This is a genomic window from Paraglaciecola mesophila KMM 241 (assembly GCF_000315015.1).
Classification (GTDB): Bacteria; Pseudomonadota; Gammaproteobacteria; order Enterobacterales; family Alteromonadaceae; genus Paraglaciecola; species Paraglaciecola mesophila.
In genome coordinates, this window is sequence record NZ_BAEP01000075.1 from 253,198 (window position 1) to 278,469 (window position 25,272).

Below are 25,272 nucleotides of genomic sequence, written 5' to 3' on the forward strand. Positions count from 1 at the left end.
AATATGTTGGCTAAAATACTAAGCTAGAAACCAGTCATACATCATTCTGCCGGGGGTAAAGGTAAATCCCCCAGCAATCAAAATTGCACCCACATAAAGCAGGATCATACTGCGTTTATGCTTCGCAATATTCCCTTTTCGCACAGCGAAATAGGCACTGGGTACGACGTAAAGTACTAGCAGGCTAAACAGGTGTACGTATCCAAAGTGGCCAATCAGCACGGGGCCCACCACGGCGGCCATAAAAAGCGTGATAATGGCAGTAATGAGCATCAGGCTCATATATATTTTACCCAACAGGCGATGCGTTGGTGTCCCCTTGCGATTGGCCAATAAGTATGTGCCGATTAAAAAAGCCGGTACCACAGTGGCGAGGTGAAAGTAGGCAAGTTGTAAATATGTCATGTTGTTCCTATTCCTTGGATAATGAGTGTGCTTTCTAGGTGGGCTAATTAGAAGCAGGATCATAATGACATCTACTTGAAAACAAAAGCCTAAATACAAAAAGCCCACTGTTTTATGATTAAAAACAATGGGCTAGTGCTTAAATAGTTGGCGTTAAACCGCGTCGAACGCCTGCTTTAAGTCTGCTTGAATATCATCAATATGCTCAATGCCGATACACAGACGCAGCATTTCTGGGCTCACGCCGGCGCTTTTCAGCTCACCTTCATTTAATTGACGATGAGTGGTTGAGGCAGGGTGACAAGCCAGTGTTTTTGTGTCGCCGATATTCACTAAACGCTTAATTAATTTAAGGGCATCATAAAATTTAACGCCAGCTTCGAAGCCGCCTTTAATACCAAAGGTCATTAACGATGAAGGACGGCCGTTAAAATACTTTTGTGCCATCGGATAATACTTATCACCTTCAAGGCCTGCATAACTAACCCATTCTACTTTTGGGTGTGCTTTTAAGTACTCGGCAACTGCCATTGCGTTGTCGCAGTGTCGCTCCATACGAAGGGGCAGTGTTTCCATACCTTGCATTAACATAAATGCATTCATCGGAGATAGAGCCGCGCCTGTATTGCGAAGGGGCACAGTACGCGCGCGCGCCACAAATGCCGCAGCACCAAATTCGCGGGTATACACTACGCCATGATATGCAGGCTCAGGCTCATTAAGCATAGGAAAGCGCTCTTTGTGCTCAGCCCATGGAAATTTACCTGAGTCAACAATGATCCCGCCCAGCGAATTGCCGTGGCCGCCCATATATTTCGTCAAAGAATGCAACACAATATCAGCGCCATATTCAATGGGGTTAAGCAAAGCTGGGGTGGCGACGGTGTTATCCACCATCAAAGGAACGCCGTGCTCATGTGCCATCTTGGCAATAGGTTCGATATCGACAATATTGCCCGCTGGGTTACCTATGGTTTCGCAAAATACCGCTTTGGTTTTGTCGTCCATTAATTTAGCTAAATCTTCGGCTTTATCAGATTCAGCAAAACGCACTTCAATGCCTTGCTTGGGCAGTAAATGAGCGAATAACGTATATGTACCACCGTAAAGCTGCGGCGTGGCAACTATGTTGTCGCCTGCTTCGGCGATGGTTAAAATAGCGTAGTTAATGGCAGCGCTGCCTGCTGAAACGACCAGCGCTGCAACGCCACCTTCGAGCGCAGCAACGCGTTTTTCAAGCACGTCCCATGTGGGGTTCATAATGCGCGTATAGATATTGCCAGGCACGGCCAAATCGAATAAGTCTGCGCCGTGTTGGGCATTATCAAACTCATAGGCAACGGTTTGATAAATGGGTACCGCACAGGCTTTTGTGGTGGGATCGGTTTCGTACCCTTCGTGGATACAGATAGTTTCCTTTTTCATGCTCAATCTCCTCTTCTAAAGTCGCTTGCTGAATTACGTTATCAATTCATTCACATTACCAAATGTTTCTCCAAAAATGACACCTTTATCAGAATTTTCTGCGCTAAATTAGAACCGCGATAGTGATTGTTGTTCCTAACGTCATCGAATGATGTAAAACTGGGTTATTGTTCGGGATAAGAAGTACCCCATACGTCTATCCCTAAAGTCCTAACTCAAGAGCAACGCTAAATAACAAGCGTCAACACGAGGTGAAATTTGAAGTTTATTATTAGTTTAATCCTGTTTCTTAGTGTGAGCTGCACTCAAGCGCAGGCTTATACGCATGAGTTTACCGAGGCTGAGCTGCAAGAGATGGTCAGCTCTATTATGCCGATGACCAGAACTAAGTTTTTCGTCACTATGACCTTATCAGAGCCGCGCCTGAACTTGCTTGAGGAGACCAATGAAATTGGTCTTGGGGCGAATATTAAAGCCAGTGCCTTGGGCACGTATAGCGGCTCAGGCAGCTCATATATTACCGGTAGTCTGGCGTATAATCAGGAGCAAGGCGCACTGTATTTTACCAACGCCAAATTGGTGGAGCTAAACCTAAACAAAGTGTCAGACAAGCAGCAAAACGACATTAGAAAATTACTGCAATCTGTGGTCGGTACCATCTTAGAATCTCGGCCCATTTATGTGCTGGATGACGGCGATTTAAAACAGAAACTAGCCAAAGCGACGTTAGAGTCACTAGAGGTGAAGGACAAAAAGCTGATTATCACTCTAAGCGCTTTTTAATGCACAGCGGCAGTGTTGTCATCATTCGAACACATGCATAGTCAGTTTACCTATGCGCATAGCGTTGGCTGTTAAGCGTACAACGAATGTTAAAATCTACTGGAGAATCATCAATGTCATTGGCATTTTTACCTGTTTCTAGCTTATCTAAGCAAAGCTTGCGCTGCGTTTTTGTGTGCGCTCTTGCTTTGGGATTGTGCGCGCCTGTTTCTGCGCAAACTCCCCCAAGCGAGCGCACTGGTCTACAACCAGAATCCTCTGCGTCTGAATGGGGGATAGGGATCGGCGCGATAAGCCAACAATTGGGCATAAAAGACATCGACAGAAACACCAATGTTTTTCCATTTATCAGCTATGAAAATCGCTATATCCGTTGGTTTGGCCCGAACCTCGACGTAAAGCTACCTAGCCTGCAAATAAATAATGCGCAACGCATCGCTTTTACCTTATCAGTTGGGTATGACTTTAGCGGATATGATGATGACGATATTAAAGATACGCCAGTCTTGCTGGGCATGAACGAACGTGACGGTGGTTTTGTTATCGGTGCCAGAGCCCAGTGGCAAACCCCAGTTGTTAATGTTAGCGCCAAATGGACAGGTGACATTTCAGGTGATCGAGACGGTAGCACCTTTAGCTTGGGGCTGGATAAAAGATGGATGCTCGGCCAGCAAGTCATGTTATCACCGAGAATTGTTGCCACCTGGCTAGATGAAAGCTACGTGGATTACCAGTACGGTGTTCTTGCCAACGAAGCGACAGCAGACCGGCAAGCGTATAGTGGCGATTCAACGATAAACATTGAACTGGGCCTACGCACGGCATACTTGTTTAACAGACAAAGTTCGATTTTCATCGATGCCAGTATTATCAGTCTTGGTGATGAAATTAAAGACAGCCCGTTAGTGGACAGCTCCACTGAAAATAGAGTGATGTTCGCTTATCTATATAAGTTCTGAGCAGCCGTGTCTCAAAGGTTGAACACCGTAAACGTATAGCTTACCCCACTGTGTAGGGGGTACTATCGCAGGGATAGCTCCCGGCATGTCCCAACGAATAGCGCCAGCTCAAGTGACTTTGCAGTGGAAGCTTTGTTAAGTGCAGCCCTTAAATCTTGCCAAAAAAAGGTGGTCGTGTGTTTTTGAGCGGCGAGTCAAAGCTGTTAATCCGAGTACTCAGCACCTGAGGATTAATCGCCTTTGACTAAGCGACGATATGAAACTTAGCCAATGTCTCTTTACTGATGCCTCTCAACTGATTTCACTAACTTGTTTCTTTCTAACACTCGATTTCTGTCACAAACATCTACCTTTCCCATGACGATACACAGGCAATTATCACAAAAGTATGTGGCTTATCACTATTGATTAACAATGGCTGTCATGCCCTTTTGTTTGAAAAATAACCTGTTTAGACTGACTTTATCCATTACTAAACAGGCGACTAACTTCTATGAAAGCATTACTCATAATCCCTATTTCCGCGTTTGTATTGTCTGGTTGTGCTTCAGCAGTTAAGCGCCATGAATTGGCTGCAGAGCATTTAAATAAAGCAGTAGATTGCGAGGAAGCACACGGGCATATCGCCTCACTTGAATCCCATAAAACAACCGCTAGTGAAAAACTAGTCAATGGGGTGGCGTCTGTACTGCCAACCTCCATTTTACTAAACGTGATTTTGGGGGAGTTCACCAGTCGCGCAGCCATTGCTACCGGTGCGTTTGACTCAAAAGTCGAGGACAAAATCAGTGACATACGAGATGGCTGTAGGTTAAAAATTGAAAGTGACGAGAGCGCAGAAGTGATGTTGGTGAAGCAATAATAGGGGTTAGCCCGAGAATGATAGATGTTGAGAGCTATTCATGCTCTTGAACCGATACTCATGAGTTTAAGTGACTCAAATTTATATGTCTTATCCACATTTGTCTTTATATCGGTTTTATCTACTGGTTTTGTTATTGGATTTTACAGTAGGATAAAGCGAACAATAAAAATAAAAGGCAAACGGCATGAAAAAATCACTTAGTTGGGCAAATTCTTTAGATTGGTTTTTGGCGCTATTGGCTTTATTAGCGGGGTTGGCGGTACTGCAAACATTTGTGATTGGAAAGCATTACATCATCCCTAGCGTGTTATTGGTGGTCACTGTACTTCTAGGTAACTTGGCTTTTTATGGGTTAACGCAAACGAATTGGGCTAAAAGAGTAAACTTTTGGTGTGGCTTTTTGCTTACGTCTCACGGTTTATTCGCTTTGTTCTGGTCGAAAAAATATCGCGAAGTATTGGGTGATCAGTTTGAGTTAGTGTGTGGCGCAGTCACCTTAGTATTTCTCGTGTTAACTTGGATGTATGCCAAGCGCAATAGGTTGTTTATTAAAGACTAAGCAGCGTTTATTTTACTTTTCGCCGGGGTTAATCATTTCAGCTTTTGCTACCACAAATGCGTTAGCTTCTTCTGATAAGGCTCTGGCGGAAAGATAATTTTTGCCACCTTTGTGGTGCAGCAACCAACCGCTGCCGGTGGCTTCAATTTTGGTGATATCAGCCCACAGTAGCGTGCTTTTAATATGTATTGATTCGCTACTGATGCCTTCTTCGTTTACCGTTAGTGTAAGCTCGGTGTTGGCGGCTTTACTGATGAGTTGCCTTCCCAGCCACCAAGCTTTTTTATAGCGCACACTGAATGCTTCAAGGCCGCCTAAGGCGACAATAAACCAAGCGACGAATGGGTCTATCGGAGTAAGCATAAGCAGCATTAGCCCTGCTAAGCCTAATAAAACCGCGATGGTGTAGGCTTTTTTTGAGGAGACCGACGGGGCTGATGCATCGTAAGTTTCTATGTAGTGGCTTTTGTCTAATACGTAGCTTGTTGAGTAACTAAAGGGCGCAGTCATTGGCTTTTATAAATCAATCTAAAAAAGTAGTGTATCGGGATGTGACTTACCTTGATACTTGTTTTCATTGGCTTTCACACTGAAAGGCAAACGAATACATATATGCGCTCTATACAGGATCCAATATGCAACCCTTCAGTCTATTTACCGATGGTAGTGTGAATACCCAAACTGGGGTGGGTTATGGTGCATATCTTCTTATCTCACTTGATCATTCCCCCCTAAAAGAATTACAAAAGCAGATAAAGCTTCGGCGTTTCGAGCAGACCAGTTCGACTCAACTAGAGTTACAAACCTTATTATGGGCGCTCGGTGAAATCACTGAACTTGGTTGCACCAAAGACATAGAGTTAACTGTGTATACGGATTCACAGAACATCATAGGTTTACCTAAACGTCGCACGCGCCTTGAAAAGAACGATTATTATTCGAGTAAAAATAAACGTTTATCTCACTACCCACTCTACCAAGCGTTATATCGGCTCACGGACAACATTAAATGTGATTTCGTAAAAGTGGCTGGACATCAGCCTTCTCGTGATAAAGACGAAATCGCTCAGCGTTTTACCTTAGTCGATAAGGCCGCTAGGCGTTCACTGCGAGAAGCGCTTCGTTAGTGGTGGATTATTCATCCTCAGGGACGTCTACGACATCTTTGATTTCGGCCAATTTCTGTTTAAGTTGGTCAATGCTCTTTTCTATCGCTTGACGCTGGTCTTTCTCGGCATGAGTGAGTTGCTCTTCTAAACTCTTTATTTGCGCTAATGTCTCAATTTTATCATTGGCTTGTTGCTGAGCTTGCTCGGCTTTATCGAATGCGATGTCTTCTGCGGTGGACTCTGTATGAACTTGGTTAAATGCGGGTGAGTGGGCGATTTTTCGCTGAACATCTGGGCCCGCATGTTGGCTAACAAAGTTTGGCGACATAATTTCAATGTCATTATCGTGAAGGCAATCTAGTACATGGCGGTGTAAGTTTGAGCGAGCCGTCAGTAGGTTTTTCACTTCTACTAATAGGCCGCTGACACGATAACTGACCGAGAAATCACCCAATTGAGTGACATGCACAAATGGGTCTTCTAGTCCGGCTTGTTTTGCGGCTTGCAATAGTAGCTCATCAATTTTGCTGTGATGCAGATCGTAACCCAATGACAATTCAACACTTATGATGGTGCCTGAGCGACGGATCACGCTAACGGGTTTATTGATCAGCAAGCTGTTTGGAATCGATACCAACTCTCGGTTTTGCGTTTGAATCTCGCAATCAAACAAACCCAGCTCAGTCACTCGGCCAAAATTACTGTCAAAACTGATAAAATCCCCAGTGCGAAACGGTTGAGTGAAGCGCAATAACGCCCCCGCCATTAAATTGCTGAACAAGGTGGTAGAGGAAAAGGCGAGCAAACCAGAAAGCAATAAGCCGATTAAGCTTAAAATCTGTAGTTCTAAGCTTTCAGATATGGGAAGCATAATCACGACGGTGACTAGGCCAATCAACATCAGCATTAACATACCAAGCTGACGGGCGAAAATATTTTCGTCTCCAGTGTGTTTGAGTTTATTGAACAGGAATACTTGAGCGAGCCAGGTCAGCAAACCAAAGAAAATTAAGGTCAATACAACTGGAAGCCAATCGCTGATGAAAGTGTCACTTAAAGGCATGGCGAGTCCGAAATAATCTGAGTTATCTAAAGTTCGTATCTTGTTATACCTTGATTTTACAGCTGATTTCCAGTGGATTCACTTTTAACGTGCTATCAAGTTATCACCAACTTACGCAGACGCCCCGAATCACTTCAATATTGCCGTGGCTTTTTTTGGGTTAAATCAAAGAATAGCTGATTGACATTCGAAAAAACATATATATGATTTGTCGAATATTAAAAAGCGGAGCGTTTTTATGTCTACCCCTATTTTGTCACCTCTTTCGTTTTACAAATGTTTGTCAGATGACACGCGCCTAAAAGCATTGATGTTGATTTATCTTGAAAAAGAATTGTGTGTCTGTGACCTGATAACCGCGCTAGAGTTGAGCCAACCTAAAGTATCTCGGCATTTAGCTGATTTACGCAAGTGTCATATCTTGCTGGATGAACGTCGAGGGAAGTGGGTGTACTACTCGGTTAACCCTAAATTGCCAGAATGGGCGATGAAAGTACTCGAACTGACCGCGCACAACACAGAAGCCTATTTGAATGACAATATCACCAATTTGAATATGGCCAAGCAAAGCGAGTGCTGTCCATAACGAATGTTGTTCATAAAAAGAACGGCGGTGCTTAAAAAATAGCAGTGCCGACCACAGCATTTTATTTGTTTGCACTATGTGCATCACCTTAAAAGCAAAGCGAGGATCACCTTGAAAGTCTTATTTATATGTACCCACAACCGTTGTCGTAGCATTTTATCCGAAGCGATTACGAATCATGTTGGTCAAGGCAAGATTGAGGCGCAAAGCGCTGGCAGCCAACCTGTTGGCGAAGTACATCCACTGTCGATTAAATATTTGCAAGAAGCCGGTATTAGCACCGACGGTTTAATTAGCCAATCGTGGAACGAGTTTGAAGATTTCGCCCCCGATGTAGTGATCACAGTATGCGACAGTGCGGCCGGAGAGAGCTGCCCACTTTGGTTTGGTCAAAGTGTCAAAGTGCACTGGGGCTTAGCTGACCCTTCAAAATTAACCGGTAGTGAAGAGGAAATAGCGCAGGCATTTCGCACCACTATTGATGAAATTACCCAGCGCGTTAATGCCATGCTGAGCATAAATGTAAACACCCAAGACCAACAAGCATTGCGCGAGGCATTTCAAGCGTTAGGAGCTCAGTAATGACTGATATTAAAATAGTAAACTCAGATACCTTACCTGAAAACGTGCAAGCCGAGGCATTCAGTGCCCCGAATTTTGCACTATTTAATACAGAGGCGTCTGCCCACAAGCCACGCATTTTGTTGTTGTACGGTTCATTACGCGAGCGTTCATTTAGCCGATTAGTGGTGGAAGAAAGCGCAAGGATTTTGCAAGCAATGGGCGCAGAAACGCGCATTTTTAACCCACAAGGATTGCCTCTACCAGATGGGGATGACGCATCAAACCCTAAAGTGGCGGAATTGCGCGAGTTGATGATGTGGTCAGAAGGTCAGGTATGGTGCTCTCCTGAGCGTCACGGTTCGATGACAGGTATTTTAAAAAGCCAAATTGATTGGGTTCCACTGTCGGTGGGCGCAGTTCGGCCAACTCAAGGGAAAACCTTAGCGGTTATGCAAGTGAGCGGCGGCTCTCAATCATTTAATGCAGTGAATCAAATGCGGGTATTAGGTCGCTGGATGCGCATGCTGACCATACCGAATCAATCTTCTGTGGCAAAAGCGTTCATGGAATTTGATGATGACAACCGCATGAAGCCTTCTTCTTACTACAACCGTATTGTTGACGTGCTTGAAGAGCTAATGAAGTTCACTTTGCTGACGCGCGACAATAAAGATTACTTGGTTGATCGTTATTCTGAGCGTGTTGAATCTGCTGAGCAGTTAAGCCAACGCGTTAATCAACGCTCTATTTAAGGAGGTCAATCTAATGGGTTTATTTGAGCGTTATTTATCGGTTTGGGTAGCGGTGAGTATTGCTGCTGGTGTTATTTTAGGCAGCTTTTTCCCGGATGTATTTGCCTTAGTTGCTGGATTTGAGTATGCACACGTTAACTTAGTAGTGGCGGTCCTTATTTGGTTGATGATCTACCCCATGATGATTCAAATCGATTTTTCTTCGATTAAAGATGTAGGGCGCAAACCCAAAGGGCTAGCGTTAACTCTGGTGATCAATTGGTTGGTTAAGCCATTCACCATGGCCGCGTTAGGTTGGCTATTTTTTAAAGGTTTGTTTGCCGATTGGGTTGACCCTCAAACCGCAAATGAATACATAGCTGGCATGATTTTACTGGGCGTTGCGCCGTGCACTGCCATGGTATTTGTGTGGAGCCAATTGACTAAAGGGGATGCAAACTACACCTTGGTTCAGGTGTCGGTGAACGATATTATTATGATTTTCGCGTTTGCCCCAATCAGCGCATTGCTGTTAGGCATGAGCGATATTCAAGTGCCATGGGAAACCCTGATCATATCGGTCGTTTTGTATGTATTACTACCGCTAGTGGCTGGTGCGATGACGCGTTCTTGGCTGAATAAGCGCCATGACAATACAGCGAATAATCTAGACAGCAGCGCTGACAATGGGGAAGTGAGAATAGCGCGTTTTGTTGCTGCGCTTAAGCCTTGGTCTATCATTGGTTTGTTAGCGACTGTGGTATTGCTGTTTGGTTTTCAAGCGCAAACCATATTAGATAAGCCGCAAATGATCGTTTTGATTGCTATCCCGTTATTGCTACAAACCTATGGCATTTTTGCCATTACCTATTACGTAGCAAAGCGTATGCGTTTACCTCACAACGTGGCTGCACCAGCGAGTATGATTGGCTCGTCTAACTTTTTTGAATTGGCAGTGGCGGTGGCAATATCGCTATTTGGCTTACATTCAGGGGCGGCGTTAGCGACTGTGGTAGGGGTACTGGTAGAAGTGCCGGTCATGCTTTCGTTAGTATATTTTGCAAACCGCACAAAGGCGTGGTTTCCAGCTCAACAGGCATAACACGTAATAAGCATGGCCATAGAAATGCACCTTGGCCATGCGCTTTTTGAACGCTAGTAATTAGTCGTTGCTGTGCAAGCTGGCGTTTAAGCCGCCCCATTTAGACGAATCAGCAACAATGGCTTCAACAGCGCCACTTTGGCTGTTACGACGGAATAATAAACTGTTCATACCGGATAACTCACGAGCTGCCACGACTTCGCCATCAGGTGTAGTGACCTTCGTGCCAGCAGTAATATATAAGCCAGCTTCAACGATACAGTCATCACCTAGTGAAATACCGATACCAGCGTTCGCCCCAACCATGCTGTTTTTACCAATTGCATTGATAGTTTTACCGCCGCCTGAAAGTGTACCCATAGTCGATGCGCCGCCGCCGATGTCAGAGCCATCGCCGACCACCACGCCTTGTGAAATACGCCCTTCAACCATAGAGCTGCCCAAGGTACCAGCGTTGAAGTTAACAAACCCTTCATGCATGACCGTTGAGCCAGACGCTAAATGTGCTCCTAAACGAACACGATCAGCATCACCAATACGCACACCTTCAGGAATGACGTAGTCGGTCATACGTGGGAATTTATCAATAGAGCTGACGGTTAAATGATGATGTTCACTGGCAATAGCGGCACGTAACTCGTCTACCTTGGTTGGCAGAACAGGGCCTGCAGACGTCCAAGCGACATTGGTAAGTAAACCAAAAATGCCTTCAAGATTAATGTTGTTAGGCGTCACCGCACCTTCAGACAATAAGTGCAAACGCAGGTAAGCGTCTTCGATGTTCTGTGGTGCGCCGTCGATTTCAAGCTCAACTTCAACAAAATCGCTGTTGATCACGCCCACTTTCTGCGCAAGACAGCTACGCGCAATTTGGGTGTTCGCGCGGGGAAACCACACATCTAACGTTTTACCACTGGTGGCATCAATGTAGCGATGACCAATACGTTTTACAGTCATTTATCTTTCCTAGTGTCGATAGTTTAAAAAATTGAGGGCGAATTATGGCGTGAAACGACGTAATTGACAGCCCCCTTTTGCTTATAAATTATAATTTACAGGAAATTTTGCCCAGCGTAGACCAGTCATAGCTTACAAACTAAGTGATAGTTCGTTTTTGATTTTCTCTGTTGCGGCAATTTTTTTCTGCACGGCAAAATCGACCAATTGTAATTCAACCCCTCGGTTGGCCGAGTTGGCCGCATTAGGTGGGAAGAAACACAAAGTAAGTACTTCGTTGTAGCTGTCTTTTTGCCACACGTAACAACGATTAAAACCCGTGTGCAATAGTGCGCGGCCAGCGTCGTCAGCCACAAATTTGGCACTGCGTGATACCCGTAATTCTTCAAAGAATGCGATGACGTCGTTTTTTACGTCTTCCCTAGGGGAGAGAGTCTTAATAAAGCTGCTAAGCGGCACATCATCTTGGGTCAGGTTGGTTTGCTTGAGTGCATCGGCAATGCTAATAGGCTCACCATACTTAGCAACCGCTGAGACCAACACGTCTTTGAGTACGTCTTTAATACCCACATAAGCACTTTCAACGGTATACACGCTATTAATTTGAGTAACAAAGCCATTGAATTTATTAAAATGCAACGCCAGGCGCTGTTCTAAACGGGAGTTTTGATAGGGCTGGTAAAAACTTAAACGTACTTTGTCACTGCGGCTACTGCCGGCGATGTGATGTAATTTAGCGCCCTGGTCGTAAAGAGATATTGCGCTGGCAAGAGCGTTGTCACCTATATGCATCTGTTTTATATCAACAGTGCTGCGGCTATCCGCTCCAGATAGACGGTGCGACGCGTCGAAGCGCTTAAGACCTGTGGTGTGTTCTAATACATGAGGGGAGGGGACTTGTGCCAAACTAAAACAAGCAAATGACACACTACTGACAAACATAAAACGACGTAACCAGGGTAATTTCATTGGGTTCCTAATGGCGTAAACAACTGAGCCGAGTATGCAGCATAGCACTTAGTGCTTGCTGGCAACAATCACTGGCGTAGGTGCTAAAAGATTGTTCAATGCCAAACCCTAACCTTGTGTAATAAGTCTAATGTGTTAACAAAAACAGGTTGTTAATCAGCTGCCCCGCATTTTATCAAGCAGATTACTTAAGCACTTGAATTTGCAACATTAGCAGATTAATCTATCCGTCGTAAGTTGTGTTTTATGTTGCTTTCACGCGCAGATTGCGATGAAAAAAGCGCGGTAAAACTCAGTGTTGAGCGTCGTCGAACATCCGTTCGCAACCCATATCAAATTTCTTCTAAGGTGTTTCATTGAGTAAATGTATGTCAAATTTTTGCTGCTATTCCATGCAAGCCTTAACTGCTGTATAACGGCGCCATGAAAATACCTAAAAGAATACAACCTCTGGTTGATGACGGCCTCGTTGATGAGGTGCTTTATCAGCTAATGAGCGGCAAAGAAGCTACAGTCTATGCGGTGCGCTGTGGTAACGAAATCCGCTGCGCCAAAGTGTATAAAGAAGCTATGAAGCGCAGTTTTAAAAAAGCGGCGCAATATCAAGAAGGTCGTAAAGTTCGCAACACCCGCCGTGCGCGCGCCATGGAAAAGGGTTCGAAATTCGGTCGTAAGCAGCAAGAAGATGCATGGCAGAACACCGAGGTAGATGCCTTGTTTACGTTGGCAAAAGCCGGGGTTCGTGTGCCCGAGCCTTATGGCTGTTATGACGGTGTATTGCTGATGGAGTTGATCACCGATGATGAAGGTGACGTGGCACCGCGTTTAAACGATGTGACCATGCCTGCTGAACAAGCTATTGAAGATCACGCCATTGTGATGGTGTATGTGATGCGTATGTTATTAGCCGGTTTGGTGCACGGTGATTTGTCAGAATTCAACGTTTTGGTCGATGCATATGGTCCCGTGATCATCGATTTGCCCCAAGTGGTTGATGCAGCTGCCAATAACAATGCGTTTAGCATGCTGCAACGGGATGTGCGCAATATGACCGAGTACTACGCACAATTCGCCCCCGAGCTTAAAAATAGCCATTACGCTGAAGAAATGTGGGCCTTGTTCGAATCTGGTGAGCTTGAAGCGGATACCCAACTCACTGGGCATTTTGATTTCCCTGATGACGAAGCGGATGTAGATACTGTTTTAGAAGAAATCAAAGCGGCTTTTGAAGAAGAACAAGAACGAAAAGCACGTATTGCAGGCCCTAGTGACGAAGACTAGGGCTGAACATGACAAATGCTAGGTTGCTTTTACTGCAAGTTACTTAGCGTTTAAACTAAATCGAATCAGTCCAGCTAGACACAAACTACACGCCTACTGCAGATGTAATAAAGCATTTTGTTGATCAATTCTAAAATCAAACTCTCGTAAAAAATTCATCCCGAGTAAGCCATCGCTGTGCCCTAGCTCATCTAAGGGTAATACCATCACGTTGATGTTTTTTACTTTCGCCTTTGCAATTTCTAGGCTAGCAAACTGGTACATGGGGGAGCGCACGGTGCCATTGGCTGTTTGCACGTTAAATTGACCAACAAATTTAGTGTCGACTGATTTGAACAGTACTTTGAATTTCTGTCTTGAAATCGCGGTGGTGGACGCACCAGTATCAATTAAAAAATAGACTTGATTGCCGCTTAAGCTACTTTCAACCACGTACTGATCGCCATATTTTTGTAATCCGATGGACGTGACACCAGTGGAGACATTCTTGCGTAGATTGTCGTTAGTTGTTTTGGTGGCTCTATCGCTTTGCGCGTTCACCTCGTCATCGTATTGCTGAATAATCCCGCGTATTTTCATTGCTTGTGGATCGTCATAGCGAATTGAGGCCAAGGTGTTTTCCATTAATCCCGCTTGCTGCTGGCGAGCATATGCAGTGGCTAACGCTAAAATCAACTCGCGGCTGGTGGGGCTCACTTGTAATAGGGGTTCAACGAATTGCGCCAAAATGTCCCAAGAATTCGCTTGTTTTAGCTGGGTAATGGTTCTACTGGTTAAGCGCGCAATGGTATTTTGCACTTGGTCTTGCTGTGCATTGTTCAATGGTAAACTGAGCATGCTGTGATAATGAATAATGGCGTCACTGAGCAGATGCGTATGCGCAATATATTCGGCTTCTAGAAGCAAAAACTCAACATCTTGCGGGTATTGGCGTAGATATAGTGGGAAAAAGGCATCCAATTTGGCGTATTCCTGCGCTGCAAGCCAGCGCCGAGTTTGGGCCAAATAGGCTGCTCGCCTATCAGGTTTGAAGCGTGTCGTGTTTGGGACTCCTCGTTGCGTGTCTGTGCTCGCTTGTGTGTTTAATTTCTCTGCTACTTCTGAGTCTGTTTCAACGGCTGGTTCATGTACGTCGGGAGTCTGGGGAAAGTTAGGTTGGGTCTCTTGATTTAGCTGCTGAGTGTCTTTACTTTGCTGTTGAGCTAGCCCATCAGTTCGGCGTGATTCAATTTGACTCTGTTCTGACTGAGGCACGGATACTTGTTTATGGCCATTGAGATACTGATATACGTTAGCAAAAATTGAAGCCAATAAAGCCAAGATCAGTACGCTATTGAATTTAGTCATGACATTGATGCCTTTACTTTGTTAAAGGCGTCAGCAAGGCGTTAAAATAACTATCACAGAATACCTTGGGCATGCGCTTTGGCTTACCGGAGCTTAGCGCGATACACACAAATTCGGTGCGTGCTTTGAGCATAGTTAAACCGTCACTTAGGCGAATAAACTGAAATTGCCTAGCGAGTTTTAACTTGTTATCACAAGCAACAATCCATGTGGCGCAACCCAGCGTATCGCCCAACACGGCTGCCGCCAAATAATCAATTTCATGGCGGCTAATAGCCATGCCTCTGTCTAGTTCTTGGTATTGCTCAATGCTTAATCCTAAGGCATTTGAATGGGCCCATGCGGTGCGCTCTAATTGACCAACGTAGGCCACATTATTGACATGGTTGTAATGGTCAATTTGTTCAGGGGTTATCTGCCACTGGCAAACGAAAGGCTTTGGGTATTGCCATGGAAGCAGCTCTAGGGAGTCTGGCATTATTGATTAGCTCTCAAGTAAAATTTCAACACTGGGAATACAAGGTAATGGGTTAGTACCTTGTTGGGAAAACACCTGCTCGGTAAACAACGACGCAACAAGATGCGCTTCTCTGCTGACGATTTCGCTCATAAAGGACTGGCTGTTAGGGATCTTTTTAAACGCTTTGTAGCCGTCTTGCAAAAATAAATGCAAGGTTTGTAAGCCTTTCATACGAGCAGGGTGCTTTGACAGTGCCAGCATCATTGCGACGCCTTTGATCGCTACCGCGTCACTGAGGTTGTTGCCAAGCTCTTGGAGCAAACTGATTTGCTCTTGGCGTAAATGCCCATTGTGGCCGCTGACAAAAGCTGCCGCATACGTTTGCTGATTAATAATGACGCGCTTATTGGCGTCAGTTCGATGGGATATAGATAACTGCTGATTCGCGGTTGTTGCATGCTTTTTGAGTTCCAACGCTAAGACGTAATCCAGCTCATAAGATAACGCGTGTAAACGCAATGCGCTTTCCAATGAGAGCAACGCTTTGCTGGGCAAGTATCTGTGCATTTTCGGTACTACGCGTTTTATCTGAGCATCGCGCTGACTGAAATCTTTTGGGCCATATATTTGCTCAGTAAAAAAAACCATTGCAGGCGCCGTATACGAGTTGTTCATTTGCGCTTGATGAGTGCTTTGCATGCGCAGAGTTTGCCATGCCTGTACCCCTTGAATTAGGGGTAACAACTTCGCGTCTAACGCCATTTCCTGCAGTGTTTGCACTGCGCGCAAATGACGAGAAACCTGAGCCACTAAATCAGACATTCGATGACACCATCACTGAGGCAAAGTTGACGCGCCTCTTATCAAGATGCACTGTATTGCAAGAAGACATTATTTTTTCAATGTAATTTTACCGAAGACGTCAGCGGTGATAAAACCCAAGTTTTTGCTGCCGTTTTGTGCAGCAAAATCATGAGACCCCATGAAGTGTTCACGTACCTCGCTGCCATCATTGTCACAATAGGCCAACATAAAGCCCATGACATCACCGCTTTTCAGGGGGATCGCCGCCTTAGGGTTGGCGTCAGTGTAGTTGTTGGGATAACGTTTGATGGCGACTTCCCACAGTATCGTATTGGGCGCATCTAGTTGGCGCTTCCAGTTGCTGTTTACATGCTCGTTATACAAATGCGCTTTTTCATCATCGCCAATATCTGCTGCTTGGTTATCAAGACCGATGTGATACGCCAATGCGCTGTGATTAAACTGGTGAATACCGCCAGATGCGTCACCATCAACGAAAATTTCCAATGCGTCATCATCCCAATATCGCACCAGGGGATCAGCATGGGTATCAATCAGCAGGTCATCGGTAATTTCGGCTTGTAGGTACAAGTAATTTTCATCCCATAGCAAACGATAGCGGCCGGAAAAATCTGCTTTTTCTGGCAAGGTTCCGTCCATTAAATAAGGCATGTCGTGCCATTGTGCTTGTTGCCAAACATTCTCTGAATAACCATCAATAATAGGCGCTTGTGCGGTGTACTTTACGTCGAATGCGTGGGCTGAAAGCGATAGTCCACTGATTGTTGAGACCATCAGCAGCGATTTTGCTAGGCGTGAAAACATGGTAAGTCCTTGTTAGAGAGATGAAAAAAAAGAAAATAGAAAACATTAAACATATGCTTAGGTTAGCTTGACGCAAAGTCCGAGTTAACACAATAGGGCGTTTCGCAGCTTGAGTTTATAGGTCTGGGTTAGGTAGAATGCGCCCCCTATGAATATCGCTAACGCCTCTATACATTCGAACGACTTCAGTGAGCAGGGTCGTCGTCACACCAGCGCAGAAATACATCAATACCAAGATGTGATTGCGCTATTTGATGCTGCCTTCAATCAAAGCGAGAATACCCGCTTGATTAAAGGCGCTGGCGAGCCTGAATATATCCCAGCCAATGAGCTGTGTGATTTCCATCAAGTGATTTTCGCCCATGGGTATTTCGCCAGCGCACTGCACGAAATTGCCCATTGGTGTATTGCCGGAAAAAGGCGTCGTATGTTAAACGATTATGGTTACTGGTATTGCCCAGATGGGAGAACAGAAGCCGAGCAGAAAAAATTCGAGCAAGTAGAAATTAAACCTCAAGCAATCGAATGGGCGTTTTCTGTGGCAGCTAATAAAGCGTTTCGTGTTAGTACTGATAACCTAAATGGTACCGAGCCCGATACCAAAGCATTTACCTTAAATGTGCATCAACAAGTATTAAACTATTTACGAGATGGATTCCCCCCGCGGGCGGCCTTGTTTATTGATGCGCTTGCAGCATTCTATGCCACAGAGGCATTATCGCCAGCTAAGTTTAGTTTGCCCGAAGAATGGCGTGTCGCTATGACTAAGGCTGGGGTGTAATGACAATGACGCATTTTATACTTGGCTTAGTGATTAACCCCTTTGCTGGCATTGGCGGCAGCGTCGCATTAAAAGGTAGCGACGGTAGGCAAACTCGAGATAAAGCACTCGCCCTAGGTGCGACCAAATTGGCAAATAGCCGCACTCGATTGGCACTACAAGAATTGCTGGGGGTTAAAGATAGTGTGCATATCTATACCGCCGGCGGTGAAATGGGCGAAGCGCTCGTGGCCGAAATGGGGTTTGAGCACACAGTGGTGTATCAACAAGAAGCTGTTCAAAGCGAACCGGAAGATACTGAGCGCTGCGTACACATACTACAGCAACAGGGAGTAGACTTGCTCCTCTTTGCGGGAGGCGATGGCACAGCGCGCAATGTTTGCCGTATTGTCGGTGAATCATTACCTGTGTTGGGTGTGCCTGCAGGCTGCAAAATTCACTCAGGGGTATACGCTGTTACGCCGCAGGCGGCGGGGCGCGTGGTGGCTATGATGGTCAACGGCGAAATTGTCACCTTGCAAGAAGCTGATGTCATGGACATAGACGAAACCCTCTTTCGCCAAGGCAGAGTCAATGCCCGTCAGTATGGTGAAATGCGTGTGCCCAGTGAACTTCGCTATATCCAAGCGGTGAAAATGGGCGGCAAGGAATCTGAGGAGTTGGTACTGAGTGATATCGCCGCGCATGTGATTGAATTCATGGACGAGCACCCTGAGCGTCTATTTGTGATGGGCTCAGGCTCAACCGTAGGCTTCATTATGCAGGAGCTAGGTTTAGAGAACACCTTACTTGGCGTAGATATTGTGCAAAACCGGCAGGTTGTTGCCCATGATGTGATGGCCAGTTCCTTGCTCGAATACGTTTCAAATGTACCCGTTACTTTAGTTATCACCTTAATTGGTGGCCAAGGGCATATCTTCGGCCGAGGCAATCAGCAGATTAGCCCTGAGGTGCTCAAAAAAATTGGTCGTGACAACCTGTTGCTTGTGGCTACCAAAAGCAAATTACAAGGCTTAAAGGGTAAGCCTTTAATCGCAGACACTGGGGATATTGCGCTTGATGCTCATCTAGCGGGAATGATCTGCGTAACCACAGGGTACAAAGATCAGGTGTTGTACCCCATCGCTAAATTTTAATGACTAGCTAACGACAGGACTTGAACAGATTATATGAGTGGATCAGTAAACAGCGATGAAGCAAAACAAAGATTCGATGAATTTGTCGACTCAACGCAAATGTACCTTGATGGTGTGGTCGTTGATGGCAGCGACCAAGAATTGTTTATAGCCAGTTACTTAACGGGGCACTTTTCCCTAGTAACGAGTAATGCATTGGCATTAGATGATTATTCGCTAAAAGCGATTGATACCTATATGCAAACTAGTTTAGAAAAAGCCTATGCCAACAATGAAGTCGAAGGCCAAGACCAAACCCAAGTTTCGGCGCTATGGAACACACTTTTTGCTAAGGCAACGCCTTAGTCGTGGTGATTCAAGGGATGGTAAAGGCTAACTCGTGGCCACTACTACCTCCTGAAACGACGGGATTACACTTCCCGGCGGATCAACTGACGGATTAAAAAACGATTTGGGTTTAGGGTATTCAATAAATCATTTGCCATAGGCAGTGGTTGCCCGCTGATTTGACTGGCGAGTACTTCAGCCATTAACGGTGCCGTAGTCAACCCACGTGAGCCAAGCCCTGTGAGCATAAACACATTAGTAATATCACTTCCTTTTGGGTAATAGCCTAAGGGCAGGGCTTTGTACAAATCGCTTAATTCCTCCTTTTGCTTGTCAATATCTGCCAATGCACCCATCAAAGGCAAGTGGTCCGGAGAGCTGCAACGCACTGCTGCTCGGCCTTGTGCGTTACCCACTACTTCTTGTGCCCAATGACAGTCTGACAGCGATTGATAATGGGTGGCTAAATTTTTGACTTGCTCGCTTAGGCGGTAATCAGTGCTCAAATCATTTTTCACATAGGTTGAGCCTAGTGCATGCTGGCCGTTATACTCAGGGGTTAAATAACCTTTATGACATAGCACGGTTTTCAATTTACTTAGAGCCGCTTGAGCCGGAACCGCTTCAACTTGGCCACGAACCATGCGCAAAGGGAAATTAGCGAGCTCTGATATACCATGACTTTGTGCACCAGTGGCATAAATCACAATGTCAGCTAGCGCTAAGCTAGTATTTTCATTCTTTTTAGATGTGCCCATTGAATCGTCAAAATGTAATTGCCAACGTGTGTTCTCTTGCGCGGTATTGGAGACATTTTTTTGCTCTATGCGTTTGAGTGCATGATGGCTATATAACCTCACCTGACTCAATTTCGCTGCTGCAGCGAATAAGGCATCGACCAATTGTGCAGGATCTATCCAACCGCCCAGCGGCATAAACAAACCACCGTATGGCATGTCACAATTGGCTAACTGTGCTGCTTCGCTGGGCTCAACATAACGTACTAGCTCGAAAGGCCACAATTGGCTTTCAGTCAGTTTTGCATAACGTTCTGCCAGCGCAGGCTTGAAACCCAATTGCAACACGCCGCACCACTGGTGGGCGAATTGGAAACCTTGAGACTGGAGCTGTCGATACTGGTTGGCGGCATACACAAAGCTGTGGGCGTTAATCTGGCTGGCATGACTTGCATCCACATTGAGTTGCGGATAGAACCCGGCTTGGGGATTACCCGACGCACCTTGTGCAGGGGTCGCATCGTTAAAATAAATATCGCAGTCATAGCCTTTTTTCGCCATGGCATAGGCCATGCTGGCCCCTGCAATTCCAGCCCCGATAATCGCGACTTTGGGTTTACTCGCTAACGCCGTTTGCGCGTGACTTTCTGCATTACTAGTAATTACAGTAGCAAGATTCACATAAGCGGCGCGCTGATAATATCTGGCTTGTTGGCGATTAATTTGAATCTCAGACTCACTGGCTATGCATCCGGCAAGCATTTCACGCTTGCGGCCGTGCCCTTTGCGTTTCTCTACTACAAAGCCTGCATCACGTAATCCGCGCTTTACAAAACCAGCCGCGGTAAAGGTAGCGAACGTGCAGTCTTTACTGGCTAAGCGTGCCATTTGTTCAAATAACTGGGGTGACCACATTTGTGGGTTTTTACTGGGGGCAAACCCATCTAAATACCACGCGTTTACTAAGCCGTCTTCATTGGTATGCCATTGGGGTAATGAGTCATGGATATCACCTAGCCATAAATCGACAATAACGCGGTTATTTACAAAAGACATACGATGGCAACCATCGAGTGGCATAGGGTATTGGTCAATTAATGCCTTAGCGTCATCTTCAAATTGAACAAAAGCACCGAGAGCTTGGACTAGGTCTGTATGGGTAAGGGGGAATTTTTCCGTGCTGATAAAGTGCAAGCTAATTTTACTGGCAGGGTTTTGGGCTAAATGTTGTTTAAACGCAGCTAGTGTCACTAACAGGTTAAGCCCAGTTCCGAAGCCTGTTTCAGCAATAACAAAGCTAGGTTTTGACCATTGCTGCCAACGCTGAGGCAACAGATTATTGTGTAAAAAGACATATTCGGTTTCTGAGGCGCCGTCGCAGGATGAAAAATACACGTCATCAAAATTCGTGGCGATTGGAGTGCCATCAGCGTTAAACTGAATATCTGCTGTTTTAATGGTCAATCGTTTGGGTCTCCGAGTATGCTTGGGCTAGTCTTCAAAAGCACGATAGTTTAAGGTAACTGCTTGGACAATCCAAACGGTCTATACAAACCAAGCAGTGTTAAGTAAATAGGCCAAACAGTGTTAAGTAAATAGGGATGCTATTTATAACCGGTAATGATTTGTAGTACGCAGGCTGGGATGCGTGATTTATATACGCTAAAGAGCAGACCAGTTGCATCGCGAAAATCGTTACCATATGCGGCAATTTTAAAAGCAGCAATTTTTTGCTTGAAGGGTTTATCATGAGAAGAGCGGTTATCACCGGATTAGGCATTGTTTCTAGTATTGGTAACAACAAAACTGAAGTCACGAAATCTCTTAGAGAAGGGCGTTCTGGCATCACTTATTCTGAACAATTTGCCGAAAATGGCATGCGCAGTCATGTTTGGGGCAAAGTTGATATTAACTTAGCTGATCACATTGACCGTAAAACGTTGCGTTTTATGGGGGATGCCGCAGGTTACGCCTATATTGCGATGCAACAAGCTGTTGAAGATTCAGGTTTGACCCCAGAGATGGTATCAAACGTTCGCACAGGTATTATTGCGGGATCTGGCGGTGCGTCTTCTCAACATCAAGTGGAAGCGGTAGACATATTGCGCGAAAAAGGCTTACGCCGCGTAGGGCCATACATGGTAACGCGCTGCATGGGCAGTACCGTATCAGCCTGCTTGGCTACTCCCTTTAAAATTAAAGGTGTTAACTATTCGATTAGCTCAGCATGTTCAACCAGTGCGCACTGTATTGGTAACGCTTTAGAGCAAATTCAGTTAGGCAAGCAAGATATTATTTTTGCTGGTGGTGGTGAAGAGCTGCACTGGACGCTATCAATGGAATTTGACGCCATGGGCGCACTTTCTACTAAATATAACGATGAGCCAAGCAAGGCGTCACGTACCTATGACGCGAACCGTGATGGTTTTGTTGGTGCTGGTGGCGGCGGTATGGTTGTAGTTGAAGAGCTAGAGCACGCACTGGCGCGCGGCGCTAAAATCTATGGCGAAATCGTGGGTTACGGTGCCACATCAGACGGTGCAGACATGGTAGCGCCATCAGGCGAAGGTGCTATTCGCTGCATGCAGCAAGCGATGAACGGTATTGATGAGCCAATTGATTATATTAATACTCATGGTACCTCTACCCCAGTGGGCGATGTTAAAGAGCTATGGGCTATCGGTGAAGTGTTCGGCGATAACGTTCCACCGCTGAGCGCCACAAAAGCAATGACCGGTCATGCGCTTGGTGCGGCAGGTGTAAACGAAGCGATTTATAGTCTATTGATGATGGAAAATGACTTTATTGCGCCTTCTATCAACATTGAAACATTAGATGAAGCGGCGAAAGGGATGGATGTAGTCACTCAAACCCGTGACGCTAAGCTAAACACGGTGATGTCAAATAGCTTCGGTTTTGGCGGTACAAACTGTACTTTGGTGATGCAGCGCTACAAAGGCTAGTAGTCCAGCGCATCAATGATGAAAAAGCCCGCTATTTAGCGGGCTTTTTTATGTTTTAAAATTTAGTGTTTCAATAACAATTCCAATAAATTTTCGCTGAGTGGCTAATTATTTAATGACGTTGGTACAACGTTTTAAATGGTTACCACTTAAAAGTAGGTTTCTTCGAGTTTAACAAACACCTGATTTATGCCAAGCTGCACGTCGTCGATAAATTGATGCAGTTTGTCTTGAATCAAAGATTGAGGATTCGCGCTCATCAACAGTTTCTCTACTTGCTCTATTTCAGATTTAGTTGCATCGAAGTGTGGCAGTGTTTGCACACATTTATCGACTTCTTGCAGTGTGTGCAGCAATGAACGAGGGAAGCGCTCTTCAAGCAGTAAAAACTTTAATACATCAGGCCTGCGGATTCTAAGGCGCATTTCTCTTCGATACATTTGATAGGCAGTAAGAGATTTAAGCACACTCATCCATTGCAAGTTTTCAAACGCTGACTGTTCGGTTTCTGTTTCTTGTAACAAGGATGCAGAGCGAACATCAATGATCCGTGTGGTCATGTCAGCGCGCTCCAAATTGCGGCCAATTTTTAAAAAGTGATAGCCTTCATCGTGCGTCATGGTGCCAGCCAATATACCTGTGATCTTTTGTACTGACTCAATGACCTCAGTCAAAAATTCATAGCGAGATCGTCGGATAAGCGCTTTTGAATAATTTTCATGGCCATAAATATACAACTCATTGATTTGTTCCCATACTTCTCTCGGTATGATTTCACGGATTGTTCTGGCATTTTCTCGTGCAAATTCCAAAGAGCTAACAATAGAAGAGGGATCGTTAGGCCCGAATAGTAAAAAGCTTAATACACTTTGTTCATCTGCAACATCATAGGCGGTATAAAAAGCAGTTCTGTCGGAGACGATATCCACGAGTGGTTCCCAGCCAAGGACGATGCTCTTAGGCAAATCGAGCAATAAATTGGAATTGACGTTTATTAGCCTGGCGGTATTTTCTGCGCGCTCTAAATAGCGGCCTAACCAACACAGATTATTAGCAACTCTAGATAACATATTAATTACCCTCCATATCAACAATCCAGGTATCTTTACTACCACCACCTTGCGAAGAATTAACCACTGTTGAGCCTTTGGTCATCGCCACGCGAGTAAGGCCTCCCATTGTTACGCACACGTCTTGGCTACTGAGAATAAATGGCCGTAAATCAAGGTGCCGCCCCTCTACTGTATTGCCCACCATAGTGGGTGCTGTAGAGAGCAATAGCATGGGTTGAGCCACATAATTTCGTGGGTCATCTTTGATCAATTGGCGAAACTCATCGTGCTCTTTGGTACTTGCATGGGGACCAATTAGCATGCCGTAACCGCCAGATTCGTTAGCTGGTTTAACCACCATTTTCTCAATGTTTGCTAGGACATATTCTTTTTCATCTGGGTTGACGCAGCGATAAGTCGGCACGTTTGATAAAAGTGGCTCCTCCTTCAAATAATACTCAATAATTTGCGGTACGTAGCTGTATACCACTTTGTCGTCAGCCACTCCTGAGCCTGGTGCATTGGCGAGGGCGACATTACCCGCTTTCCAAGCGCGCATGAGACCAGGCACCCCTAAAGTTGATTCAGGGTTGAATACCTCCGGGTCGATAAAGTCGTCATCGATGCGCCGATAAATAACATCCACACGACTCAGTCCATTAATGGTTCGCATGTAAACGCAGTTATCGTCTTCGACCACTAAATCATCGCCCACTACCAACTCTGCACCCATTTGTTGGGCTAAATAAGCATGTTCAAAATACGCCGAATTATAGATTCCTGGCGTAAGCACAACGATTTCTGGTTCAGGAATTTCCCGAGGAGAAAGCGCCGCCAGCATGTCGTACAAATCTGAGGGGTAATTGTCGACAGGTAAAATGTCATACTGTCTAAACATCTCTGGGAATACTCGCTTCATCACTTGTCGGTTTTCAAGCATATAAGACACCCCTGAAGGAACACGCAAATTGTCCTCTAAAACATAAACAGTGCCATGCTGGTCGCGGACTAAATCAGAGCCACAGATATGCGCCCAAATTCCCATTGGAGGAGTAACGCCTTTGCACTGGGGTAGAAAGTTTTTCGAGTGGGTTAATAGCTCTTTGGGAAAGATGCCATCTTTAATAATGTTTTGCTCGTTATACAGATCGTTGATGAACAGGTTTAATGCTTTGACTCGCTGCTTCAACCCTTTTTCTATTTGTTGCCACTCTTTGAGTTCAATTAAACGCGGAACAATGTCAAACGGCCATGCTCTGTCTATGGAGCCTTCTTCATCATTGTAAACGCGAAACGTGATCCCCATGACTTTTATAGCGGAATCTGCACCAGCTTTGTATTCTTGTAGTTCTACATCAGATAGGTTTTGAATGAATTCACATAATCCTTTGGCGTAAGCCCTTGGTTTTCCGGGGCTTTTTACTAACTCGTCGTGAAACGGACCCGTGTCGTATTTATTCCAATTAATCGGCATACTGAGCT

General features: G+C 45.2%; 27 protein-coding genes. 14 read left to right on the forward strand and 13 right to left on the reverse strand.

What is annotated here, in order from left to right:
• Positions 1–18: 18 nt before the first annotated feature.
• Positions 19–405, reverse strand: coding sequence for a DUF2306 domain-containing protein (locus GMES_RS18890; protein ID WP_006994400.1), 387 nt, complete (start codon positions 403–405; stop codon positions 19–21).
• Positions 406–558: 153 nt separating this feature from the next.
• A complete protein-coding gene (locus GMES_RS18895; protein WP_006994401.1) occupies positions 559–1,830 on the reverse strand; it encodes an O-acetylhomoserine aminocarboxypropyltransferase/cysteine synthase family protein in 1,272 nt (423 codons plus the stop codon).
• 258 nt (positions 1,831–2,088) lie between these two features.
• On the opposite strand from GMES_RS18895, the gene GMES_RS18900 reads away from it, so the two are divergent.
• The 4 genes from GMES_RS18900 to GMES_RS18915 all read left to right on the forward strand — a co-directional run bounded on the left by GMES_RS18900 (position 2,089) and on the right by GMES_RS18915 (position 4,996).
• Positions 2,089–2,613 (forward strand): DUF1439 domain-containing protein, encoded by a 525-nt coding sequence (locus GMES_RS18900; protein ID WP_006994402.1) that lies wholly within the window; start codon positions 2,089–2,091, stop codon positions 2,611–2,613.
• Positions 2,614–2,699: 86 nt separating this feature from the next.
• Positions 2,700–3,572, forward strand: a complete 873-nt coding sequence (locus GMES_RS18905; protein ID WP_226990341.1) for a MipA/OmpV family protein — start codon at positions 2,700–2,702, stop codon at positions 3,570–3,572.
• 493 nt (positions 3,573–4,065) lie between these two features.
• Positions 4,066–4,434, forward strand: a complete 369-nt coding sequence (locus GMES_RS18910; protein ID WP_006994404.1) for a hypothetical protein — start codon at positions 4,066–4,068, stop codon at positions 4,432–4,434.
• Positions 4,435–4,621: 187 nt separating this feature from the next.
• Entirely contained in the window at positions 4,622–4,996 is a 375-nt protein-coding gene (locus tag GMES_RS18915) for a hypothetical protein (protein WP_006994405.1), read from the forward strand.
• 12 nt (positions 4,997–5,008) lie between these two features.
• On the opposite strand, the gene GMES_RS18920 is transcribed toward GMES_RS18915, so the two are convergent.
• A complete protein-coding gene (locus GMES_RS18920) occupies positions 5,009–5,506 on the reverse strand; it encodes a YcxB family protein (RefSeq protein WP_006994406.1) in 498 nt (165 codons plus the stop codon).
• A 125-nt stretch (positions 5,507–5,631) separates the two neighbouring features.
• On the opposite strand from GMES_RS18920, the gene GMES_RS18925 reads away from it, so the two are divergent.
• Positions 5,632–6,123 (forward strand): ribonuclease HI, encoded by a 492-nt coding sequence (locus GMES_RS18925; RefSeq protein WP_006994407.1) that lies wholly within the window; start codon positions 5,632–5,634, stop codon positions 6,121–6,123.
• 7 nt (positions 6,124–6,130) lie between these two features.
• On the opposite strand, the gene GMES_RS18930 is transcribed toward GMES_RS18925, so the two are convergent.
• Positions 6,131–7,168, reverse strand: a complete 1,038-nt coding sequence (locus GMES_RS18930; RefSeq protein ID WP_006994408.1) for a mechanosensitive ion channel family protein — start codon at positions 7,166–7,168, stop codon at positions 6,131–6,133.
• A gap of 238 nt (positions 7,169–7,406) precedes the next feature.
• Between GMES_RS18930 and GMES_RS18935 the strand changes: the two genes are divergently transcribed.
• The 4 genes from GMES_RS18935 (at position 7,407) to arsB (ending at position 10,151) form a co-directional block, all read left to right on the forward strand.
• Entirely contained in the window at positions 7,407–7,754 is a 348-nt protein-coding gene (locus GMES_RS18935) for a metalloregulator ArsR/SmtB family transcription factor (protein WP_006994409.1), read from the forward strand.
• A gap of 111 nt (positions 7,755–7,865) precedes the next feature.
• Positions 7,866–8,336, forward strand: coding sequence for an arsenate reductase ArsC (locus tag GMES_RS18940; RefSeq protein WP_006994410.1), 471 nt, complete (start codon positions 7,866–7,868; stop codon positions 8,334–8,336).
• Positions 8,336–9,070: an arsenical resistance protein ArsH gene (gene arsH / locus GMES_RS18945; protein ID WP_006994411.1), complete on the forward strand. Its 735-nt coding sequence runs from the start codon at positions 8,336–8,338 to the stop codon at positions 9,068–9,070. The genes GMES_RS18940 and arsH overlap by 1 nt, the downstream gene beginning before the upstream one ends.
• A gap of 13 nt (positions 9,071–9,083) precedes the next feature.
• Positions 9,084–10,151 (forward strand): ACR3 family arsenite efflux transporter, encoded by a 1,068-nt coding sequence (gene arsB, locus GMES_RS18950; protein ID WP_006994412.1) that lies wholly within the window; start codon positions 9,084–9,086, stop codon positions 10,149–10,151.
• 60 nt (positions 10,152–10,211) lie between these two features.
• Here arsB and GMES_RS18955 read toward each other — a convergent pair whose 3' ends face one another.
• A complete protein-coding gene (locus GMES_RS18955; protein WP_006994413.1) occupies positions 10,212–11,108 on the reverse strand; it encodes a DapH/DapD/GlmU-related protein in 897 nt (298 codons plus the stop codon).
• Positions 11,109–11,240: 132 nt separating this feature from the next.
• Entirely contained in the window at positions 11,241–12,077 is an 837-nt protein-coding gene (locus tag GMES_RS18960) for a hypothetical protein (protein WP_006994414.1), read from the reverse strand.
• Positions 12,078–12,500: 423 nt separating this feature from the next.
• Here GMES_RS18960 and GMES_RS18965 point away from each other — a divergent pair, with 423 nt between their 5' ends.
• The gene (locus GMES_RS18965) at positions 12,501–13,358 is read left to right on the forward strand and encodes a PA4780 family RIO1-like protein kinase (RefSeq protein WP_006994416.1); all 858 of its coding nucleotides are present in this window, start codon (positions 12,501–12,503) and stop codon (positions 13,356–13,358) included.
• Positions 13,359–13,451: 93 nt separating this feature from the next.
• Here GMES_RS18965 and GMES_RS18970 read toward each other — a convergent pair whose 3' ends face one another.
• The 4 genes from GMES_RS18970 to GMES_RS18985 all read right to left on the reverse strand — a co-directional run bounded on the left by GMES_RS18970 (position 13,452) and on the right by GMES_RS18985 (position 16,794).
• Positions 13,452–14,705 (reverse strand): retropepsin-like aspartic protease, encoded by a 1,254-nt coding sequence (locus GMES_RS18970; protein WP_006994417.1) that lies wholly within the window; start codon positions 14,703–14,705, stop codon positions 13,452–13,454.
• 13 nt (positions 14,706–14,718) lie between these two features.
• Positions 14,719–15,183: an acyl-CoA thioesterase gene (locus GMES_RS18975; protein WP_006994418.1), complete on the reverse strand. Its 465-nt coding sequence runs from the start codon at positions 15,181–15,183 to the stop codon at positions 14,719–14,721.
• A 6-nt stretch (positions 15,184–15,189) separates the two neighbouring features.
• Entirely contained in the window at positions 15,190–15,987 is a 798-nt protein-coding gene (locus tag GMES_RS18980; RefSeq protein WP_006994419.1) for a DUF8198 family protein, read from the reverse strand.
• 69 nt (positions 15,988–16,056) lie between these two features.
• On the reverse strand, positions 16,057–16,794 hold the full coding sequence (locus GMES_RS18985; protein ID WP_006994420.1) for a CBM9 family sugar-binding protein: 738 nt from the start codon (positions 16,792–16,794) through the stop codon (positions 16,057–16,059).
• A 148-nt stretch (positions 16,795–16,942) separates the two neighbouring features.
• Between GMES_RS18985 and GMES_RS18990 the strand changes: the two genes are divergently transcribed.
• The 3 genes from GMES_RS18990 to GMES_RS19000 are packed head-to-tail and all read left to right on the forward strand — an operon-like array spanning position 16,943 to position 19,056.
• Positions 16,943–17,575 carry an elongation factor P hydroxylase gene (locus GMES_RS18990; protein ID WP_006994421.1) on the forward strand — a complete coding sequence of 211 codons (633 nt, stop codon included), beginning with the start codon at positions 16,943–16,945 and terminating at the stop codon, positions 17,573–17,575.
• A complete protein-coding gene (locus tag GMES_RS18995; RefSeq protein ID WP_006994422.1) occupies positions 17,575–18,711 on the forward strand; it encodes an ATP-NAD kinase family protein in 1,137 nt (378 codons plus the stop codon). Before GMES_RS18990 ends, GMES_RS18995 begins: the two co-directional genes overlap by 1 nt.
• 33 nt (positions 18,712–18,744) lie before the next feature.
• Positions 18,745–19,056, forward strand: coding sequence for a YfcL family protein (locus GMES_RS19000; RefSeq protein WP_006994423.1), 312 nt, complete (start codon positions 18,745–18,747; stop codon positions 19,054–19,056).
• Between the two features lie 65 nt (positions 19,057–19,121).
• Here GMES_RS19000 and mnmC read toward each other — a convergent pair whose 3' ends face one another.
• The gene (gene mnmC, locus GMES_RS19005) at positions 19,122–21,239 is read right to left on the reverse strand and encodes a bifunctional tRNA (5-methylaminomethyl-2-thiouridine)(34)-methyltransferase MnmC2/FAD-dependent 5-carboxymethylaminomethyl-2-thiouridine(34) oxidoreductase MnmC1 (protein WP_006994424.1); all 2,118 of its coding nucleotides are present in this window, start codon (positions 21,237–21,239) and stop codon (positions 19,122–19,124) included.
• Between the two features lie 284 nt (positions 21,240–21,523).
• On the opposite strand from mnmC, the gene fabB reads away from it, so the two are divergent.
• Positions 21,524–22,738 (forward strand): beta-ketoacyl-ACP synthase I, encoded by a 1,215-nt coding sequence (gene fabB, locus GMES_RS19010; protein ID WP_006994425.1) that lies wholly within the window; start codon positions 21,524–21,526, stop codon positions 22,736–22,738.
• 149 nt (positions 22,739–22,887) lie between these two features.
• Here the strand turns inward: fabB and GMES_RS19015 are convergent, their stop codons facing one another.
• Positions 22,888–23,808, reverse strand: a complete 921-nt coding sequence (locus GMES_RS19015) for an alpha-E domain-containing protein (RefSeq protein WP_006994426.1) — start codon at positions 23,806–23,808, stop codon at positions 22,888–22,890.
• A gap of 1 nt (position 23,809) precedes the next feature.
• Positions 23,810–25,264: a circularly permuted type 2 ATP-grasp protein gene (locus GMES_RS19020; protein WP_006994427.1), complete on the reverse strand. Its 1,455-nt coding sequence runs from the start codon at positions 25,262–25,264 to the stop codon at positions 23,810–23,812.
• Between the last annotated feature and the right edge of the window lie 8 nt (positions 25,265–25,272).

Coding starts and splice junctions, on each gene's coding strand:
- GMES_RS18890 (WP_006994400.1), bottom strand. CDS start 405: ATGACATATTTACAACTTGCCTACTTTCACCTCGCCACTGTGGTACCG.
- GMES_RS18895 (WP_006994401.1), bottom strand. CDS start 1,830: ATGAAAAAGGAAACTATCTGTATCCACGAAGGGTACGAAACCGATCCC.
- GMES_RS18905 (WP_226990341.1), top strand. CDS start 2,700: ATGTTAAAATCTACTGGAGAATCATCAATGTCATTGGCATTTTTACCT.
- GMES_RS18910 (WP_006994404.1), top strand. CDS start 4,066: ATGAAAGCATTACTCATAATCCCTATTTCCGCGTTTGTATTGTCTGGT.
- GMES_RS18915 (WP_006994405.1), top strand. CDS start 4,622: ATGAAAAAATCACTTAGTTGGGCAAATTCTTTAGATTGGTTTTTGGCG.
- GMES_RS18920 (WP_006994406.1), bottom strand. CDS start 5,506: ATGACTGCGCCCTTTAGTTACTCAACAAGCTACGTATTAGACAAAAGC.
- GMES_RS18925 (WP_006994407.1), top strand. CDS start 5,632: ATGCAACCCTTCAGTCTATTTACCGATGGTAGTGTGAATACCCAAACT.
- GMES_RS18930 (WP_006994408.1), bottom strand. CDS start 7,168: ATGCCTTTAAGTGACACTTTCATCAGCGATTGGCTTCCAGTTGTATTG.
- GMES_RS18935 (WP_006994409.1), top strand. CDS start 7,407: ATGTCTACCCCTATTTTGTCACCTCTTTCGTTTTACAAATGTTTGTCA.
- arsH (WP_006994411.1), top strand. CDS start 8,336: ATGACTGATATTAAAATAGTAAACTCAGATACCTTACCTGAAAACGTG.
- arsB (WP_006994412.1), top strand. CDS start 9,084: ATGGGTTTATTTGAGCGTTATTTATCGGTTTGGGTAGCGGTGAGTATT.
- GMES_RS18955 (WP_006994413.1), bottom strand. CDS start 11,108: ATGACTGTAAAACGTATTGGTCATCGCTACATTGATGCCACCAGTGGT.
- GMES_RS18960 (WP_006994414.1), bottom strand. CDS start 12,077: ATGAAATTACCCTGGTTACGTCGTTTTATGTTTGTCAGTAGTGTGTCA.
- GMES_RS18965 (WP_006994416.1), top strand. CDS start 12,501: ATGAAAATACCTAAAAGAATACAACCTCTGGTTGATGACGGCCTCGTT.
- GMES_RS18970 (WP_006994417.1), bottom strand. CDS start 14,705: ATGACTAAATTCAATAGCGTACTGATCTTGGCTTTATTGGCTTCAATT.
- GMES_RS18975 (WP_006994418.1), bottom strand. CDS start 15,183: ATGCCAGACTCCCTAGAGCTGCTTCCATGGCAATACCCAAAGCCTTTC.
- GMES_RS18980 (WP_006994419.1), bottom strand. CDS start 15,987: ATGTCTGATTTAGTGGCTCAGGTTTCTCGTCATTTGCGCGCAGTGCAA.
- GMES_RS18985 (WP_006994420.1), bottom strand. CDS start 16,794: ATGTTTTCACGCCTAGCAAAATCGCTGCTGATGGTCTCAACAATCAGT.
- GMES_RS18990 (WP_006994421.1), top strand. CDS start 16,943: ATGAATATCGCTAACGCCTCTATACATTCGAACGACTTCAGTGAGCAG.
- GMES_RS18995 (WP_006994422.1), top strand. CDS start 17,575: ATGACAATGACGCATTTTATACTTGGCTTAGTGATTAACCCCTTTGCT.
- GMES_RS19000 (WP_006994423.1), top strand. CDS start 18,745: ATGAGTGGATCAGTAAACAGCGATGAAGCAAAACAAAGATTCGATGAA.
- fabB (WP_006994425.1), top strand. CDS start 21,524: ATGAGAAGAGCGGTTATCACCGGATTAGGCATTGTTTCTAGTATTGGT.
- GMES_RS19015 (WP_006994426.1), bottom strand. CDS start 23,808: ATGTTATCTAGAGTTGCTAATAATCTGTGTTGGTTAGGCCGCTATTTA.
- GMES_RS19020 (WP_006994427.1), bottom strand. CDS start 25,264: ATGCCGATTAATTGGAATAAATACGACACGGGTCCGTTTCACGACGAG.